We start from the raw sequence: 16,990 nt of genomic DNA, 5'->3' as shown, positions 1-16,990 counted from the left end.
GCAGGGCATGGACTATCACGACTTCCTCGCCGACCACCCGCGTACCTATCTCGGCCGCGGGTCGCCGGACAAACGCCGGCTGGCGCTGACCTTCGACGACGGGCCCGGCCGCGCCACCCCGGCCTTGTTGTCGGCCTTGGCCGAATTCGGGGTCGCCGCGACTTTTTTCTGCGTCGGTGAGGCCGCGCGTGCGCAGCCGGGTCTGATCGAACGCATCCTTCGCGAAGGCCACGAGATCGGCAACCACTCCCTGAGCCATGCCGACGCACGCGGCTTCGGCGTCGAAGACTGGATCGCGCGCGAAATCCATCCGGCGACGACCGCCTTGCGCGAGGCCGGCATGGCCGAGGCGCCGCGGCTGTTCCGCCCGGCCTACGGCGAAATCGCGCCGGGGCAGGTCGATGCGCTCGGGCGCCTGGGCTATACCGTGGTCGGCTGGTCGGTCGACCCGCGCGACTGGCTCGAACCGGAGGCGCCGGGCTACGTGTCCTGCGTGGTCGAATCCGTGCTGGCGCGGATCCACCCCGGCGCGATCGTGCTGCTGCACGACGGCGACGACGAACATGGCCGCGCCCGCCACGGCATCGTCGAGATCGTGCGCCGCCTGGTGCCGGCCTTGCGCGAGCAGGGCTATGGGTTCGCGCGGGTGTGCGAACTATTGTCGTCGTGCAGGAAGGGCTCGTAATGCCGTCGTCTGTCGCTGCTCGAAACTCTCTATCTCTCTAGAGGCGAGCGCCAGAAGAGCGTTCGTCGTATTGTTTTGGTCGGAGTACGCGATCTCGTGTTCGATGGGCTCGGCGTGGCCCCGCCTCTGCCGTTGAACGTAAGAAGCCCGAACGCGACCTTGCCTGTCGCAGAAAATCCGGCTTGCTCGTTCTGACGCTGCTCAGGGTACTTTTGCCGTGCTCGATGGCGCCGTCGCAGCGCGATTGAGGCGCAGTCGGCCAGCAAGTTGGCGCTGAAAACCGTCCCGCGCAGTTGCCCGACGTCGCTGTGTAAGTGCCATTGACTAGATCGGTACCAACGGCCGTCGAATCGTCGTCTCTCGCGGGCCTTCGGAAAGCGTCCATCGACCCTGCACCCTCAATCGATCATCGAATGGCCGATGGCACCGGGCCCATCTTGCGCAAGAGGCCTTCAACGGCGTGGTAGACAACCGTTGTCGTGGCAACTGCTTCGTGCTAGGCGATTTCTGCGCTAAGAGCTTTCCTCATATATCTGACGACGGGAGAACGATAGTTTATGCAGCGCGCTGCTGGCGGGCACGTATCCCGATTGGCGAATCGATTGTTGCCTGATTGTCTTCATGGGGCGATTCGTCGTGTCTAAAAATCAATAATGAGGTCGCAGGAACGTATGGATAGGAAGTCGATTAGATTTCTGGCGGGGGCATCGCTCTGTCTTCACATTCAGATCGCCTTGGCAAGCGGTACTTGCCCGATGCCCGAATCGATCAAGCCCGGTACGCCGGCCTCCGAGCTCGAAGAATTCAGATTCGCCATGGAGCCGCTGACCGAAAAGGTCAACATTAGCGCCCCCACTGAGCCCTTCGAAATTGGAGCTCTGACCAGTGAGTCGCCGGGTTTGGGAGGCAGCATCGGCAAGCTCGCCGGTGTGGCAGGGGCCGCTCTCGGAGTGGGGTTCGGTATCGTCGAGATAAAAGACGGCCTCGACACCGGAAATACCGAGCAGGTGGTTACCGGCGGAATAACCGTGGGTACCAGTGTGGGAATTCCCATTGCCGCCGAGATTCTTGGGGAACTGGCCGGCGCGATGGTCGGCGACATCTTCGGAGGCGCGGCCGGTCTCATAGTCGCCGAAGGCTTCAGCATCTACAACGGAGTCAAGGCCGAGAAGCTCATCGATGCAGCGAAGGCCCAGGACAGGGAACTTCTGGGCAAGTACCGGACCTACGTGCAGGAGACGGTCACCAAGCTCGAAGGTGCGAAGAAGATTATCTCGGGCGATACCGCGTTCCAAATAAACGAGAATGTGGCGGATAGCGGAAATCTGCTGTTCAAGATCAATGAAGACAGGGTCGAATATCTCGCCAACAAGGTCATGGCGGAAGCGGTGAAAGTAAAGGCCGAAAAGATGGAGGGGTACTACACCCCCGTGGGGCTGCCGAATTTTTCCGCTGCTTCGACGGATCCCGACGTTCATGTCCGGTATCTGAGCGATGCTGCGAAGAACCTGCAGGCCAGGTATTTCGTTTATGAGTTCCTGGATACGAAGATCCCCGGTGGGCCGACTATCCGGGCCAACAAGGCGCATTGGGAAACGAATACTTTCCTTGAGCTGTACGAGCCCACTACCGGGGTGCCGAATCCTTATGTCGGCGCTCAGGCCTATTACGAAGATGTGGTGGGCTGGGCCCATGAGGTGGCGGCGCCCGCTACTACAGCGGTGGTCGAGGAAACCCTCGGCAGCAAGCAGGAGTTGATCGACGAATTCAAGAACTACGTGCATGAAGAGATGTCGGCGCCGGAGTATCAGCAAAAACTGATGGAGCGGTACAACACCGCGGTGTCCAAGAAGCTGGTTTGGTACATCTTTGGCGAGGAGTTGCTGAATAATCTCGATCTGAGAGTGTTCTCTGCCGAAGATGGCCTTCTGTGGTTCCTCAGGATATTCAATCCGGTGGTTGCCGGACTATTGGACGCGAAGGTCACCGAAGGCGTCCTGGCTGAAGTGCAAGTCGCGTCGACCGTTATGGCGTTGGTGAACTACATGGTTCAGCAAGAGGTCAATATCTACAATAAAAGCGAGCTGGACCGCGCCTTGCACGACAAGATCGCCAGTTTCGACAAGTTTCCGGTTTCGTTGAGGAATAGCGTAAATACTGCGCTCGACAAGACTCGGACCAGAGTGGCTGCGCTGATCATTTCTCCCGCCGGGATGAAGCGGCTGAACTATGACGCTGCTGCCTTGGACCGCGCGCTCGCAGCCCTGCCTGCCGATCACTTCACCAAGGGGTTCGACACGCTGGTCGGCAAGTACGTGGACGAGTTGATGCCGCAGGCACCGAAGCCGTCGCAAGCCGGAAGCGGAACCCAGGCCTCCAGGGATGCATTGCGGGCCTATTACGTCGATCTGTTGGAAGAGAGTGCGGTCCTCCAAGGCGGATATATGAAATCGGTCCAGGACGAATTGAACCGGACCGGAGAGGTCGTCCGCGCCACTCTGACCGATCCCCTCAATAAGCAGGTCCTGCTCTGCATGACCGCCAAGGAATACGAAGACGCGGCCGAGCGGGTCGATAGTATTTATGGTCACTATGTATCCCAGAGGATCGTGCTGCCGACCCACAAATGGGTTTCGTTCGAGTCGGTCCCGGGCGTCAAAAAGGAAACTTACACGGTCAGTCAGGGGCTTCGGAAGATCGCCGCTCAACATAGGGCGGAGGCGAACAAGCCGTACAACGGCATAGTCTGCAAATCCGACGGATACTACGGTAACCGGCCTTTACCCGATCCGTTGCCGTCGGCCGGCAGTGCTGGTTGGTAAGTGATTCGCGCCGGAAAAGGTGCGCCCAGTATTCAGTCAAGGTGCAATAATGAAATTGAAATCGAAGCTGATCTCGTTCGTCGTCTTGTGCGTGTTTTCGTTTCAGGTAGCTGCTGTCGAGTACATACCGTATGCGCCCGGCGGAGCGGAGACGGACAAGTGGATTAACGTGCTCAGGAACGCCGCAAAAAAAGCTGCCGAGGAACTGGCTCAGCTTAAAACCAAAAGCCCGCGAATGACGGATGAGGATTTCGTTACCAATTATGTGGATCGGATCGCCGGGAAAGGGACGATTTCGTCGTGGAAGTTGTATCGGATCAACCCGGATGGCAGCTGGACGGAAATCGACAATTGGCATTCCCGCAATGGCAAGTCCATTAAGGAAAATCTTTCGCTGAAGACGGATCGAAATACCGAGCAGTTTGCGCATCAGGGCGGCGCGGAGCGTGAGTCGACGCGCATGCCGGTTGGGCAGGAGAGCCAGCGCTTCTCGGATGCGGAAATCAAGTCGTTGGAGCGAGCGATGCGGATCAGGCAGAAGAACGGTCTGCGTCCATCTCAAGTGGCTCTGGAGGGGGTGGTCGACAAACCCGCTTGCTCTTCTTGCGCGTTGAATCTTGCCGATGCGGAACTGCCGACGGGGACGGCCTTCGACAGTCCACTCAATGCGCTGGATTCACAGAAGGTTGCGGGCAGGATCAGAATCCGCCACCTGAACAAGGATGCTGCGGCACAGTTTCGTGAGACCAGAATCGGTGCGGTGAACTCTGAACTTACCCGATTGGGCTGTCTCTGATCGGATCGAGAGGCGCAATCCTGCGATTGCGCCTCTCGGCGTGCGTATCGCCTTCATCGATTGCCGGCTTGCTAGCCTGCCAATTGCTTTGACACTGGTGTGCAGGGCCCAGATGCAAGCGTTTGCAAGCCTCGGTAGGGCAGGTCCTGGGTAAGGTGAGGCAGCCGGTATGATTGTCATGCGCGGCTCCAGTCCTGCGCATTCCGATGCAAGTGGTAAATACGAAGGGACAGATGCAGATGCCTGTGCACCAGACTGAGGACTCTCTTGAGTCGGAAATTGCCGGTTTTGAACTGACACTCGAGATTAGTCTTCGATCGGCTCCCGACGCGAATTCGGAGTTTGAGAATCCAGCGGCTTGTCGATCACAGCTGAAGGCCGCGGCGGGTCGTCTCGGACGAGTGCTCGTTCAAGAGCTGGGGACTACGATCTGCATTGGTGGCGTGCGGCGCGCGCTTGAGGGCGGGTTGGGGCAGGCCACAATAGTAAAAGGTGGCGCGCTCGGCCCTATACACGGTGCGTCAATGATAGAGCGCGCTGCCGCCGAGTCGGGCGCCGATATGCTTGGTGCTATTTTCGAGGGAATGATGTTGCTCGGCATCGCCGGCGGATATCCGGCCTGTTGGAGTATGGGAAGTAGCGGCGTCGCGTCTTCGCTGACGGGGGGCATGGTTTTGCAGCGTGAAGGATATGGCGCCTACGTGGATGATTTGGTGCGCCTGATCCGCGAAACCAGAGCGATGATCGTCGGCGAAAGCCGCCGGCAATCGTCCCTGGATTTCGCGAACGCCGCGGCTCGCACGGTCGAAATCGGCATTCAAAAGCTCGAGTACCTGATTGCCGGAGTGATCAGGAGAAGCGTTGAACTCAAAGCCGAAACGATGGGGTTCCCCGCCGTCTCGACGGCGTCGCTGCGGGATGCGCCATTGAACATTGATGGCTTGATTGATGCCTTGCGGTCGACGGCCGGCCAGTTGGACGCTTTTTACTCTATAGAACGCGAGATCGATGACGAGAGCGTTGGGGCTCGCAAGGTATTGAGCGCGGCCTACTTGGTTTGCGATCGTGATGTTTCGACGGCGGAGGCTTCCGGCTTCGAGCGCGTCGCGTGGCAGCATTTCGAGGGTTTGTCGCTGTGGGCGAAGACTTCCCTCGGCGAGTTGGCCGGAAGCATCGTTTGCGAAGCGGCGCGAGAAAGCGTTCGCCTGGCAGATGAGTTGCTGTGCGAAATGAAGCAAGGAGCGGCCGCTTCGATTGAATGGCGAACGAGGCTGAAGAGGCAGTACAACCAAGCGATCCAGACGCAAGCGGCGTGGCATCTGTTCGGAAAGCGGTTGGCGACCGAGCTGGTCGATACGGATGCCAGCATCAGCGAGGTCGTGAGCTGGGTTGGGACGATATTTCTTCCCGGTTTTGATTCTTCCTTCGACGGACAGACGAGCGAGGACGCGAGGGCGGAGCAGATCAATGCCACAGTGCTAGCGGTCGTCAACGCGTTGGTGAAAGGAAAGCGGGACATAGATGCGGTAGAGCTTGAGCGAGGCTTGGCGGATGGGCGTTTCGGGACATTACGAGAAGCCTTCTCCAGGGCGCTCAGTGCGGCCAGAAGCGGTGTCGGCGAGCTGGCGATAAAGAACGACGAACTGGTATCCATGGCGGGCCGCGAACTTGCTGACGCCAGTCTGCGCGAGTTCGATGAAGACCGTTTCCGGCGAGACATGGAATCCGAATTCGCCAGTTTTGTTGACCGCTTTGAGGTTTCCCGAATGCTCACTTGCGGACTAGACGAAGCTCTTCTTGAGGAAAGTGCAGCGCTTCACTCGTATTACATGCGGCGCGTTGCGGGAGAATTGAGAAAATCCGCCGACGAACTGGCTTTGCATGGCCGGGCGCAGCCGGGTCGGATAACCGACATCCTTGAGGACGGATGGGGGGCGGTAGAGAATTTGTACAACAGGTTTTCCACCGAAGGGATCTATTTGACACATCATGCTTGGGTGTCATTCGCGGCTTTGCCTGGGGTGGTGACGGAGACCTTCGGCATCGTCGAGCAGCTCAAGAGCGTGGCGAACGCATGGCATCGTAATGACGCCATGCACACCCTTGCTCAGGCCGACGATCGACAGCAGGACTGACTGTCGCGATAGCGCGGCAGTTCCACGGGCGCAGGATTCAGCGCATGCGGTCTTGGATCAACGACGAGTACTTGGCGATACTCTGGTCGATCCGGTCGATCGCGAAGCTCGCCGATTCGGCTTCCATGGCACCGGCCGCGGCGGCGACCGCGGCGGCTGCGCCCATGAGTATGTCGTTGGCCAATGTGGCCAGGGCGTCTTCCGCGGCTTGCTCCATTGACGATTCGACCAGGTCCTGGGTCATCTGCCTCATCAGCGGGCCCTGGCTGGCGAGCGCGAGCTTGGTCACGCCGTCGAAATAGGCCGCGGCCGATTGCGCGACCTGGCCGGCGGCATCGCCGGACACCGAATGCAAGGCAGCGATCGCCCGCTCGGCTGCCTCGGTGATGGTCTGTATCTGCTCGCGGATGTCGGTCTCGCCGGCCGGCGGGGTATTCGGGAGGTCGGTCATGAGTCTGAGTCGGGCTGCGTTGAGGGGCTACCCACCGTTAACGAGTCCGTCGACCCGGACCGGCCAATACGGCTGCCGTGTTGGTGTATAACCGCGCCACCCGGTCGGTCTTTTGGGGCGAGCGCTACATGGACGTAGTACTGAGTTTCCTGGGGCAGGCGCTTTGCGCGGTTATCGTGCTCGTGCTGCTTTTCGCGCTTTGGACCATTCTGCGCTACTCGATCATTTCCCCTTGGATTACCCGCGGCTCTCTGGCTGCGCTCGGACGGCCCGATAGAGAGGGCACCGAAAGGCTCGTGGGGTTTCCGCTGCCGATCGAGGCCGGCGACTTCTATCGCTCCGCGCCGTTTTTGCAGCGGTTCGAGTTCGTTCTCATAGCGCCATCCGGTCAGCGGTGGGAGATCGGCGGGTTCTACCCGCTCACCCCTCGGCACGTCCGCGAAAATCGCAAGGTTCACGGCACCAGGAACGTCCCCATTGCCTCGGTTCAGGGCAAAGGCGTCTATGTTCTGCTTCCGGACGGCGCCGTGGCCCATCAACCGCTCGGGTCGAGTTCACAGCTAACGATGGTGTGTCGGTCGCTGCGTGAACTGGCTCAGTTCAATATAGGGGGCGGCGCCTGACGATTCGTTCGAACCGAAGCCGCTGCGCGGCCCGGTCGATTCAGGCGTCGGGCCGCTTATGGATATTCAGGAGATCGTGTGGACGTTCGGATGGTCGAGTTCCCGGAAACAGCGGTAGCCTGCGCAGAGCATCGCGGTCCGCCTCAGCTCGAATACGAAACCTCCAGGAAGCTGATCGAGTGGCGCATCGAGCATCGCCTGCTGCCCGCCGAGCATCGGACCTACGGTGTTCACTACACCGACCCATACACCACTGCGCCGGCCGATCACCGCGTCGATTTCTGCGTGTCCTACGACCGTCGGGTCTCACCGAATGCCCAGGGCGTCGTCGCCAAGATCATCCCGGCCAATCGTTGTGCGGTGGCTCGGCACCTCGGCTCTCGCGCACACAATGCCGCAGCCGTTTACCTGTTGCGCGAGTGGCTGCCCCGCAGCGGCGAGGCGCTCGGCGACTTTCCGATCTTCTTTCACTATGTGAACGTCGGCCCGAACGTGCAGGAGCATGAAATGATCACCGACGTATATCTGCCCTTGCGGATTTCGGGGCCTGTTTTGGGGCATGTTTCGGGGCATGGGGCCGCGGCCTGACGGCTCATTCAGACCGACGCCGCTTCGCGATCCAGGCGGTTCTTGACAAGCGTCGGCACCACAGTTCACGACCAGGAGGCGGAAATGTCCGATTTCACCAAGGTCCGGTACACGCTGGCGGTACTCGACTTGGCCCAGTCCACCGATTACTACGTGTCGGTTCTCGGCCTGAGCATCGACTTCACCGCGCCGGGCTGGAGCTTTCTGTCTCGCGGTAGTTTCCGGGTGATGCTCGGCAAGTGCGCCGACGCGCTTCCGCCCGCGGAGCTGGGCGACCACTCCTGGTACGGCTACGTGACCGTGTCGGATGCCGCCGCCTTGTTCGCCGAGTATCGGGCTGCGGGCGCGGAGTTCACTCAAACGCTGTCGGACAAGCCCTGGGGCATGCGCGAGTTCGGCGTCCGCACGATCGACGGTCATCGGATCATGTTTGGGCAGGAACTGTAGCGAAGAGGGGAGGCGTAGCCAGGCTGCGCGCAGCGGGCTGGCACGAGGCGGGGAGTCGATGGCCCCCTGCAAGCCGAACCCGTAGCCGAACCCGCAAGCCGGGCGGGGTGGGCCGGGGCCGCCGTTGTTGCGGGGCTCGTAGGGATTCGGGTCGGCCCGAGATGTCGTTCCGCTCTCCCTGCGACGGCGGGCAGGCGCCGGGGCTCTCTTCCGGAGTTGCGCGGCCGCGCATGTGTCGAGTCGCCGCCAGCCCGATCCGGCCATGCCGGCGAGGCCATGCGGGCGAAGGGCTGGGTATCGCGCAGACACGAAAAAGCCGGCACAAGGCCGGCTTAGTCAGAAACACTCTCAGCATTGGTCGGGGAGACAGGATTCGAACCTGCGACCTCTACGTCCCGAACGTAGCGCTCTACCAGACTGAGCTACACCCCGACTGCTGAGCCGCAAATTCTAGCGACTCACCCCAGGTCGGCGCAAGGGGTCTGTCGATCGGACGAGCAGGGAGCGGGGGCGGCCGTTAAACTGTGGCGCTTTCCAACCCCCCAGCTCGTTGTCGGCGCGGCCGACGTATTGGAGTTCCGCTTGATCAAGCCTCGTACCCCGCCGGGTGTCATGGAGCTGCTGCCCCGCGACCAGATCGCCTTCCAGCGCATGCTGGACACGATCCGGCGCAATTTCGAGCGCTTCGGCTTCCTGCCCGTGGAAACCCCGGTCATGGAGCTGTCGGAGGTGCTGCTGACCAAGTCCGGCGGCGAAACCGAGCGCCAGGTCTATTTCGCCCAGTCCACCGGCTCGCTGGAGAAAAGCGCGCAGTCGGGCGAGCGCGGGGTACCGGAGATGGCGCTGCGCTTCGACCTGACCGTGCCGCTGGCGCGTTATGTGGCCGAGCACGAGCACGAGCTGGCGTTTCCGTTCCGCCGCTACCAGATGCAGCGCGTGTACCGCGGCGAGCGCCAGCAGCGCGGCCGCTTCCGCGAGTTCTACCAGTGCGATATCGACGTGATCGGCAAAGACAGCCTCAGCGTGCGCTACGACGCCGAGCTGCCGGCGGCCATCTATGCGGTGTTCTCCGAACTCGACATCGGTCCGTTCACGATCCAGCTCAACAACCGCAAGCTGCTGCGCGGCTTCTTCGAGGCCCAGGGCGTCGCCGACGGCGGCCTGCAGGCGCTGGTGCTGCGCGAGGTCGACAAGCTCGACAAGCGCGGCCCCGACTATGTGCGCGAAACCCTGACCGGGCCGGAGTTCGGCCTGGCCGCGGACGCGGTCGCGACCATCCTCGACTTCGTCGCGGTGCGTTCGAGCTCGCACGCCGACGCGCTGGCCAAGCTGGCCGCGCTGGGCGAGGGCAACGAGGCCCTGCGCGAAGGCGTGGCCGAGCTGCGCGAGGTGCTGGAGCTGATCCGCGCGCTGGGCGTGCCGGAAAAGAACTACGCCCTCAATTTCTCGATCGCGCGCGGCCTGGACTACTACACCGGCACCGTCTACGAGACCACCCTCGACGACTTCCCGCAGATCGGTTCGATCTGCTCGGGCGGGCGCTATGAGGACCTGGCCAGCCACTACACCAAGTCCAAGTTGCCCGGCGTCGGTATTTCGATCGGCCTGACCCGCTTGTTCTGGCAGTTGCAGGAAGCCGGCCTGGTCAGCACCGCCGACAGCAGCGTGCAGGTGCTGGTCACCCAGATGGACGATGCGCACCTGCCGCATTGCCTGGCGGTGGCCAACGAGTTGCGCCACGGCGGCCTCAACACCGAAGTGGTGATGGAGACCTCCAAGCTCGGCAAGCAGTTCAAGTACGCCGACCGCGCCGGCATCCGTTTCGTGGTAGTGCTGGGCGAGGACGAAATCGCCAAGGGCACGGCGACGGTCAAGGACCTGCGCCGCGAAGACCAGTTCGAGGTGTCGCGCGCCGAGCTGGCGCGCACGCTGCGGGTCGAACTGGAGCAGTCGCGGGTCATGAAGTGATACCGGCCGGTGCAGGCCGTGCCGGCGTGGCGGATCTCGCGATCCGCATGCCGGCCGTCTGTGCGGCGGGTCTGCGGCAGCGGGCGCGTGGGTTCGCGTCCGCGGCCGATTCTCTGGCTCGTCCCGTACCGGATCGCGATCCGGCGCGGAAGCGGGCCGACTCCATGCCGCGGCGCAATGACGCCGCCGCGGTTCCAATCGTTTCATTGACGCACCGACTCCCGAGTACGCTCGGCCGGGCTGCGCCGTTCGCGGCGTAAGCGCGGCCGTTCAGATGATCGCCAGGGTGCGAGGCGAGGTTACAACTTGAACAAGATCCAACTCGATGGCCGTTCGCTGACGCGTTCGCAACTCGTGGCCGTGGCTTACGGCGCCCAGGTCGACCTGGCCGCGGCGCAGTTGCCGGCAGTGGCCCGCGCGGCCGACTTCCTGGCCGAACAGGTACGCCGCGAAGAACCGATCTATGGCGTGTCCACCGGTTTCGGCAGCAACGCCGACCGTCTGCTCGGCGCGCACCACCTGCGCGATCAGTTGCCGGGCGCCAAGCGCAATCAAGAGACCCTGCACGAAGAACTGCAGCGCAACCTGATCGTCACCCACGCGGTCTGCGTGGGCGAGCCGTTCGCGCCGGAGATCGTGCGCGCGATGCTGTGCATCCGTATCAACACCCTGATGCGCGGCCACTCCGGCATCCGCGTGCAGACCCTGCAGGCGCTCGCGGCGATGCTCAACGCCGGCATCGTGCCGGTGGTGCCGCAGCTCGGTTCGGTCGGCGCCAGCGGCGATCTGGCGCCGTTGTCGCACCTGGCCATCGTGTTGCTCGGCGGCGGCGAAGCCTTCTACGACGGCCGGCGCATGCCGGGCGCGGAAGCGCTGCAGCTCGCCGGCCTGACCCCGGTCAAGCTGTCCTACAAGGAAGGCCTGGCGCTCAACAACGGCACCGCGCAGATGCTCGCCTGCGGCGTGCTCGCGCTGGCCCGCCTCGAAGACCTGCTCGACACCGCCGACCTCGCCGCGGCGATGACCATCGACGCCTTCGCCGGCCGTCTCGGCGCCTTCGCCGAGGCCGTGCACGACCTGCGTCCGCACCCGGGCCAGATCGAAGTCGCGGCCAATCTGCGTCGCTTGCTGGAAGGTTCGACCCTGGCCGACATTCCCTATCACCTGGTGCCGCGCTTCCGTCCCTGGCTGCCGCAGAGCTGGGATACCGAACAGTCGCAGCAGCTCAGCTTTGATATCGGCTGGGATTGGGTGCCCTTCAGTCAGCGCCACGGCCGCGAGAAGTTCTACACCCGGTTCCGCCCGTTCCGCGGCGGCAAGAAGCATCAGCCGCAGGACAGCTACTCGCTGCGCTGCATCCCGCAGGTGCACGGTGCGGTGCGCGACGCCATCGCCCAGGCCGCGCGCGTGCTCGAAGTCGAGCTCAACTCGCTGACCGACAACCCGATCGTGTTCCCGGATGCGCAGGCCGAGCACGTCGAGCAGCAGGTGATTTCGGCCGGCCACTTCCACGGCATGCCGCTGGCGCTGGTGATGAGCTACGTCAAGGCCGCGATCCCGGTGCTCGCGAGCATTTCCGAGCGCCGCCTCAACAAGCTGGTCGACCCGGCCACCAACGATGGCCTGCCGGGCTTTTTGATCGGCAACGAGGACGCGACCGAGTCCGGTCACATGATCGTGCAGTACACCGCCGCGGCCATCGTCAACGACCTGGCCAGCCGTGCGCACCCGGCTTCGGTGTACTCGATCCCGACCAGCGCCAACGCCGAGGACCACGTCTCGATGGGCGCCAACGAGGCCCGTCACGTGCTGGCGATGACCGAGGACCTCGGCAAGGTGCTCGCGCTGGAGCTGTACACCGCCGCCCAGGCGCTGGACCTGCGACGCGACATGATCAACGCCGCCCGCGATCTGGCCGACCGCGCCGACGCCAACACCCTGGCCGCCAAGATTTCCGGCGGTCCGGTCGGCGACAGTGCCGATCACCCGGGTTTCCTCGCCGAAGTCGAAGGCCTGCGCGCCGAACTGGCCGCCGCCGAGGAGTTCCGTCCGGGCAAGGCGGTCGCCGCGGCGCATGCCAAGCTGCGCGAAGCCATCGCCTTCCTCGACCGCGACCGCGCGCTCGACGGCGAAGTCGCTACCGCCGTGCAACTGGTCCACGAAGGCATTCTGATCGCCGCGGCGCGCGCCGCGGTGCAGGGCTAAAGCCGCACCTGCGCTAAAGCCCCTCTCCCGCCAGCGGGAGAGGGGTTGGGCTCAGGGCCGCTGCGCCCCTAATACCGAATCGCCCACCGAATCGCCCACCGCGTCGTTGTTCCCCGGCAGGAGCCCAGGATGCAGACGATCTTCCACAACGACCGCGTCTTCAGCGTCGACGGCTTGCTGACCCCGTCCGAGTGCGGGGTTTTGATCGCACTCGCCGAAGACCACGGCTTCGAATCCGCCGGCGTGCGCACCCCGTCGGGCGACCAGAAAAGCCTGCAGCACGTGCGCAACAACGAGCGCGTGGTGTTCGAGTCGCCGGCCTGGGTCGAGCGGCTGTGGCAACGCCTGTCCGCGCTCGAGCTGCCGATGCTCGACGGCGAACGCGCAGCCGGTCTGCCGAGAGCGTTGCGCTTCTACAAGTACTCGCCGGGCCAGCGTTTCCGGATGCACAAGGACGGCCCCTGGAGCGAGGACGGCCGGTCCAGCAAGCTGACCCTGTTGGTGTATCTCAACGACGATTTCGCCGGCGGCGACACCGACTTTCGCCAGTTCAAGGTGGTGCCCAAGACCGGCGCCGGCCTGCTGTTCGTGCACGACACCTGGCACGAAGGCGCGGCGGTGGTTGAGGGCACCAAATACGCGTTGCGTTCCGACGTGATGTACCAGCCGGCCGGCTGAGCCGCACCGCGCGAGCGGCGTTGTGCCGGCCACCGCTCAAGCCTGCACCGTCGCCCCCCACACCCTGACGCAGTCGCGGCCCTCGGCCTTGGCCAGGTACAAGGCCTGATCGGCGAACTGCAGTGCCGCTTCCACGCCCATGTCCGCGTCCGGGGCGATTTCGTGCACGCCGATGCTGGCGGTGACCGGGATGTCGTGGCTGCGGCTGGGGCAGGGCTGCGAGCTCAGGCGCAGGCGCAGCGCTTCGGCGACGCGTGCGCCGGCGTCGAGGTCGTGGTCGGGCAGCACGGCGACGAATTCCTCGCCGCCGAAACGGGCGAGCAGGGCGTGGTGCGGGATCAGGATCTGCGCGATCAGGCCCGCCGCCCAGCGCAGGCATTCGTCGCCGACCAGATGGCCGTGGTGGTCGTTGATCTGCTTGAAGTGATCCAGGTCGATCATCATCAGCACCAGCGGCCGGTGCTGGCGCCTGGAACGGTGCAGCAAGGCCTCGAAGGCCTCGCGGAAATGGCTGCGGTTGTGCAGGCCGGTCAGGCCGTCGCGTTGGCTGGTTTCGCGCAGGCGCGCATGGGCATCCTCGAGCAGGGCCAGGGTGCTGCGCAATTCGGTGGTGCGCTGCTCGACCTTGTGTTCGAGTTGTTCCTTGGCCTCGCGCACGATGCGTTCGTTCTCGTTGCGCAGCGAGGCGTAGCGATAGCCCAGGGCGACCGACAGCAGCAGCATCTCCAGCGCCGAGCCGATCTGCACGCCGTACTCGGTGATGAACATCTTCGGCAGCAGGTCGAAGGCGATCGCCGCGAACATGCCGGTGCCGAGCAGGAACGCCGACCAGGCCAGCAGGAACAGCCGCGCCGGCTTGTAGCCGCGGCGCATCACCACGATGCCTTCGACCGCGATCCAGGCGATGCTGACGAACACCGCCGCCGAGGCGATCGGCGTGGCGATGCGGTAAGGCAGTTGGGTCGCGGCGATGCCGAGCAGGACGAAGAACCCGATCATGCCCAGGCCGACGTAATCGCCCAGGCGCCAGCGCCGGTGCAGGCTGAGGAAGTTGCGCGCGAACTGCTGCATGCCGATCTGGGCCAGGCAGATCGACAAGGGCACCGAGTGGTCGGCGAGCCAGGGCGAACGCGGCCACAGGTACTCGAAGCCGAGGCCGTTGAGGGTCAGCAGCACCAGGCCGAACGCGCAGATATGGAACAGGTACCAGAAGTAGCTGGAGTCGCGCAGGCTCAGCCACAGCACCAGGTTGTAGAAGAACAACGCCACCAGGATGCCGTAGTAGAGGCCGATGCCGAACTGGGCATCGCGCGCGAGTTCGGTGAAGGCGCTCGGCGTGTACAGGGTCAGCGGCACCTGCATCGAGCTGTCGCTGCGCACGCGCACGAAGATGTCGACGGGTTCGTCGGCCGGTAGGTCGATCCAGAAATTCGGGTGGCGGTAGCGGATCGCGCGCGAGGCGAACAACTGGCTGTCGCCGCCGACCTGGTGGGTCGAGGCGCCGTTGCGCGCGCGGGTGTAGACGTCGAGGCGGTCGCTGAGCGCGAACTGCTGCACCAGCAGCCAACGCGGCACCTCGGCGTTGCGGTTCACCGCGGCGATGTGGAACCAGTAGGCGCCGCGTTGGAAGCCGAACGAGCCGTTGCCGTTCGGTAGGGGGCGATAACGCTTTTCAGCGAGCGCCCGCCGCGCGCCGTCGAGATCGAGGCGGCCGCCGGTGTCGTGGTAGTAGGCGGTGAACGGCGCGAGCTCGACCTCGCGGGTGCTGCGCTCCAGGTTCAGCACGGTGTGCGCCGAAGCGGGCGCGAAGCAGGCCGCGGCGAGCAGGCAGAGCAGGGCCCACCCGGCCCAGCGGCGCTGGGGCGAGGCGGGGCGACTCGGTACGGCAGCGAGGGCAGGGTTCGTATTCATCTTCCGTGGCGGTGGCGGACACAGGCCTTTGCGTCGCGGTGGCGGGAGCGTCGGGGGACAGCGGTCGCGGTGCCGCGACCCCGGCCAGGGCGTGGGGTCGGGCGCATCTGAGTCTTAACGCAATCCGTCGCTGCGACAGGCCGGTCGCCGCGATGGGCCGGCTTGACGACGGTCGCTTCGATCGATAATGTATTAACGCGTTAGTACATTAATGCGTTCGATGATCGGTGCCGGGCCTGGTCCGCGGCGTTTGATTTCCGGGCGCCCAGGCCTTCCCCGCTCAGCCCGGCCCGCCCCTTGGCCGAGCGAACCGAACCATCCGCCAGCCACACGCCACCAGCCGAGTGAGTTCTCCGCAATGAAGCGCCGCGCCAACGACACCGAGCAGACCGAGGATGCGATCGCCGACCTGGCGGTGGCGCTCGCTGGCCTGCGCAGCGCCGAACAGGTGCGCGCCTTCCTCGAAGACCTGTGCACGCCGGCCGAACTGGAAGCGATGAGCGACCGCTGGCGGGTCGTGCCCCTGCTCAACGAAGGCGTGCCGTATCGCGAAATCCACGACCGCACCCAGGTCAGTGTGACCACGATCGGGCGCGTCGCCCGCGTGCTCGAACGCGGCACCGGCGGTTACGGCGCAGCACTGCATCGACGCGCCGCGCGACACCGCTGAGCCAACGTAACCCGCACCTCTTCTGGCAGACCCCGTGATCGGTCTGCCGCCTCGTCCCCGCATCGACCGTCCCCCTTCCGAGACCCGTTCATGAGCCCTCCCGCCAGCGCCGCCGCGCGTGACCGCTTGCGCATCGCGATCCAGAAATCCGGCCGTCTCGCCGAGCCGGCGCGCGCGCTGCTGGCCGCTTGCGGCCTGAGCTGGCGCGAGAGCCGCGACCGCCTGTTCTGCTACGGCGAAACCCTGCCGGTCGATCTGCTGCTGGTGCGCGACGACGACATCCCCGGCCTGATCGCCGACGGCGTCTGCGACCTCGGCGTGGTCGGGCGCAACGTCCTGCTCGAACAGGACGGCGACCGCCGCAGCAACGGCCGCGAATCGGCGTTCCGCGAATGGCGCGCGCTCGGTTTCGGCGGCTGCCGTCTGGCGCTGGCCGTGCCCGAGGCCTGGCATTGGGACGGCCCGCAGCAACTGGCCGGCAAGCGCATCGCCACCAGCTATCCGGCCTTGCTCTCGCAATGGCTGGCCGGCGAGGGCGTCGACGCCCAGGTCGTGCTGCTGTCGGGCTCGGTCGAAATCGCCCCGCGCCTGGGCCAGGCCGAGGCGATCTGCGACCTGGTGTCGAGCGGCGCGACTCTGTCGGCCAATCAGCTCAAGCCGGTGCAGACCCTGATCGAAAGCGAGGCGGTGTTGGCCGGACCGGCCGGTGGCTTCGACGATGTGCGCGGCGAACTGGCCGACCTGCTGCTGCGCCGTCTCGACGGTGCGCTGCGCGTGCGCAACAGCAAGCTGCTGATGTTCCAGGCGCCGCGCAACCTGCTCGACGAATTGCTGCCGCTGTTGCCCGATGCCGAGCCGCCGACGGTGATGAGCCTGGACAACGGCGACGGCGTGGCCCTGCAGGCGCTGTGCCACGGCGCGGTGACCTGGCAACGGCTGGAAGAACTCAAGCGCGCCGGTGCGCGCGGGCTGATGGTGGTGCCGGTCGAGGGCATGCTGGCATGAGGACGA

Annotated in this window: 14 protein-coding genes and 1 tRNA gene; 12 read left to right on the top strand and 3 right to left on the bottom strand. The window is 64.4% G+C overall.

Annotated features, from left to right (window positions below):
* The first annotated feature begins 7 nt into the window (after window positions 1-7).
* The 4 genes from ACTOWK_RS15620 (at window position 8) to ACTOWK_RS15605 (ending at window position 6,438) form a co-directional block, all read left to right on the top strand.
* Window positions 8-685: a polysaccharide deacetylase family protein gene (locus tag ACTOWK_RS15620; RefSeq protein WP_441331039.1), complete on the top strand. Its 678-nt coding sequence runs from the start codon at window positions 8-10 to the stop codon at window positions 683-685.
* 755 nt (window positions 686-1,440) lie between these two features.
* Window positions 1,441-3,507: a hypothetical protein gene (locus ACTOWK_RS15615; RefSeq protein ID WP_441331038.1), complete on the top strand. Its 2,067-nt coding sequence runs from the start codon at window positions 1,441-1,443 to the stop codon at window positions 3,505-3,507.
* Between the two features lie 49 nt (window positions 3,508-3,556).
* Window positions 3,557-4,303: a hypothetical protein gene (locus ACTOWK_RS15610; RefSeq protein WP_441331037.1), complete on the top strand. Its 747-nt coding sequence runs from the start codon at window positions 3,557-3,559 to the stop codon at window positions 4,301-4,303.
* A gap of 233 nt (window positions 4,304-4,536) precedes the next feature.
* Entirely contained in the window at window positions 4,537-6,438 is a 1,902-nt protein-coding gene (locus tag ACTOWK_RS15605) for a hypothetical protein (RefSeq protein ID WP_441331036.1), read from the top strand.
* Window positions 6,439-6,475: 37 nt separating this feature from the next.
* Here the strand turns inward: ACTOWK_RS15605 and ACTOWK_RS15600 are convergent, their stop codons facing one another.
* A complete protein-coding gene (locus tag ACTOWK_RS15600) occupies window positions 6,476-6,889 on the bottom strand; it encodes a hypothetical protein (RefSeq protein WP_441331035.1) in 414 nt (137 codons plus the stop codon).
* Window positions 6,890-7,017: 128 nt separating this feature from the next.
* On the opposite strand from ACTOWK_RS15600, the gene ACTOWK_RS15595 reads away from it, so the two are divergent.
* The 3 genes from ACTOWK_RS15595 (at window position 7,018) to ACTOWK_RS15585 (ending at window position 8,547) form a co-directional block, all read left to right on the top strand.
* A complete protein-coding gene (locus ACTOWK_RS15595; protein WP_441331034.1) occupies window positions 7,018-7,512 on the top strand; it encodes a hypothetical protein in 495 nt (164 codons plus the stop codon).
* 90 nt (window positions 7,513-7,602) lie between these two features.
* Window positions 7,603-8,100, top strand: a complete 498-nt coding sequence (locus tag ACTOWK_RS15590) for an AraC family transcriptional regulator (RefSeq protein ID WP_441331033.1) — start codon at window positions 7,603-7,605, stop codon at window positions 8,098-8,100.
* 84 nt (window positions 8,101-8,184) lie between these two features.
* Entirely contained in the window at window positions 8,185-8,547 is a 363-nt protein-coding gene (locus ACTOWK_RS15585; protein ID WP_441331032.1) for a VOC family protein, read from the top strand.
* Between the two features lie 355 nt (window positions 8,548-8,902).
* Here ACTOWK_RS15585 and ACTOWK_RS15580 read toward each other — a convergent pair.
* A tRNA-Pro gene (locus tag ACTOWK_RS15580) sits at window positions 8,903-8,979 on the bottom strand.
* A gap of 150 nt (window positions 8,980-9,129) precedes the next feature.
* Between ACTOWK_RS15580 and hisS the strand changes: the two genes are divergently transcribed.
* From hisS to ACTOWK_RS15565, 3 genes are all read left to right on the top strand, one after another.
* The gene (hisS, locus tag ACTOWK_RS15575) at window positions 9,130-10,515 is read left to right on the top strand and encodes a histidine--tRNA ligase (protein ID WP_031370495.1); all 1,386 of its coding nucleotides are present in this window, start codon (window positions 9,130-9,132) and stop codon (window positions 10,513-10,515) included.
* Window positions 10,516-10,821: 306 nt separating this feature from the next.
* Window positions 10,822-12,720, top strand: coding sequence for an HAL/PAL/TAL family ammonia-lyase (locus ACTOWK_RS15570; RefSeq protein WP_441331031.1), 1,899 nt, complete (start codon window positions 10,822-10,824; stop codon window positions 12,718-12,720).
* 129 nt (window positions 12,721-12,849) lie between these two features.
* Window positions 12,850-13,398: a prolyl hydroxylase family protein gene (locus ACTOWK_RS15565; RefSeq protein ID WP_441331030.1), complete on the top strand. Its 549-nt coding sequence runs from the start codon at window positions 12,850-12,852 to the stop codon at window positions 13,396-13,398.
* Window positions 13,399-13,434: 36 nt separating this feature from the next.
* Here ACTOWK_RS15565 and ACTOWK_RS15560 read toward each other — a convergent pair whose 3' ends face one another.
* A complete protein-coding gene (locus tag ACTOWK_RS15560; RefSeq protein WP_441331029.1) occupies window positions 13,435-15,309 on the bottom strand; it encodes a sensor domain-containing diguanylate cyclase in 1,875 nt (624 codons plus the stop codon).
* 358 nt (window positions 15,310-15,667) lie between these two features.
* On the opposite strand from ACTOWK_RS15560, the gene ACTOWK_RS15555 reads away from it, so the two are divergent.
* Window positions 15,668-15,979, top strand: coding sequence for a YerC/YecD family TrpR-related protein (locus ACTOWK_RS15555; RefSeq protein ID WP_031370491.1), 312 nt, complete (start codon window positions 15,668-15,670; stop codon window positions 15,977-15,979).
* Window positions 15,980-16,069: 90 nt separating this feature from the next.
* Entirely contained in the window at window positions 16,070-16,984 is a 915-nt protein-coding gene (gene hisG, locus ACTOWK_RS15550; RefSeq protein WP_441331028.1) for an ATP phosphoribosyltransferase, read from the top strand.
* Window positions 16,985-16,990 lie beyond the last annotated feature (6 nt).

This window comes from Lysobacter sp. CA196 (assembly GCF_052078695.1).
Classification (GTDB): Bacteria; Pseudomonadota; Gammaproteobacteria; order Xanthomonadales; family Xanthomonadaceae; genus Lysobacter.
The sequence above is the reverse complement of the archived record's forward strand: the minus strand, read 5'-3'. Positions and strand labels throughout refer to the sequence as shown.

What these genes read in the sequence shown, in the direction of transcription:
- ACTOWK_RS15600 (WP_441331035.1), bottom strand. Translation starts at nt 6,889, where the DNA reads ATGACCGACCTCCCGAATACCCCGCCGGCCGGCGAGACCGACATCCGC.
- hisG (WP_441331028.1), top strand. Translation starts at nt 16,070, where the DNA reads ATGAGCCCTCCCGCCAGCGCCGCCGCGCGTGACCGCTTGCGCATCGCG.
- ACTOWK_RS15585 (WP_441331032.1), top strand. Translation starts at nt 8,185, where the DNA reads ATGTCCGATTTCACCAAGGTCCGGTACACGCTGGCGGTACTCGACTTG.
- ACTOWK_RS15565 (WP_441331030.1), top strand. Translation starts at nt 12,850, where the DNA reads ATGCAGACGATCTTCCACAACGACCGCGTCTTCAGCGTCGACGGCTTG.
- ACTOWK_RS15610 (WP_441331037.1), top strand. Translation starts at nt 3,557, where the DNA reads ATGAAATTGAAATCGAAGCTGATCTCGTTCGTCGTCTTGTGCGTGTTT.
- ACTOWK_RS15560 (WP_441331029.1), bottom strand. Translation starts at nt 15,309, where the DNA reads ATGAATACGAACCCTGCCCTCGCTGCCGTACCGAGTCGCCCCGCCTCG.
- ACTOWK_RS15620 (WP_441331039.1), top strand. Translation starts at nt 8, where the DNA reads ATGGACTATCACGACTTCCTCGCCGACCACCCGCGTACCTATCTCGGC.
- ACTOWK_RS15595 (WP_441331034.1), top strand. Translation starts at nt 7,018, where the DNA reads ATGGACGTAGTACTGAGTTTCCTGGGGCAGGCGCTTTGCGCGGTTATC.
- ACTOWK_RS15605 (WP_441331036.1), top strand. Translation starts at nt 4,537, where the DNA reads ATGCAGATGCCTGTGCACCAGACTGAGGACTCTCTTGAGTCGGAAATT.
- ACTOWK_RS15590 (WP_441331033.1), top strand. Translation starts at nt 7,603, where the DNA reads ATGGTCGAGTTCCCGGAAACAGCGGTAGCCTGCGCAGAGCATCGCGGT.
- ACTOWK_RS15615 (WP_441331038.1), top strand. Translation starts at nt 1,441, where the DNA reads ATGCCCGAATCGATCAAGCCCGGTACGCCGGCCTCCGAGCTCGAAGAA.
- ACTOWK_RS15555 (WP_031370491.1), top strand. Translation starts at nt 15,668, where the DNA reads ATGAAGCGCCGCGCCAACGACACCGAGCAGACCGAGGATGCGATCGCC.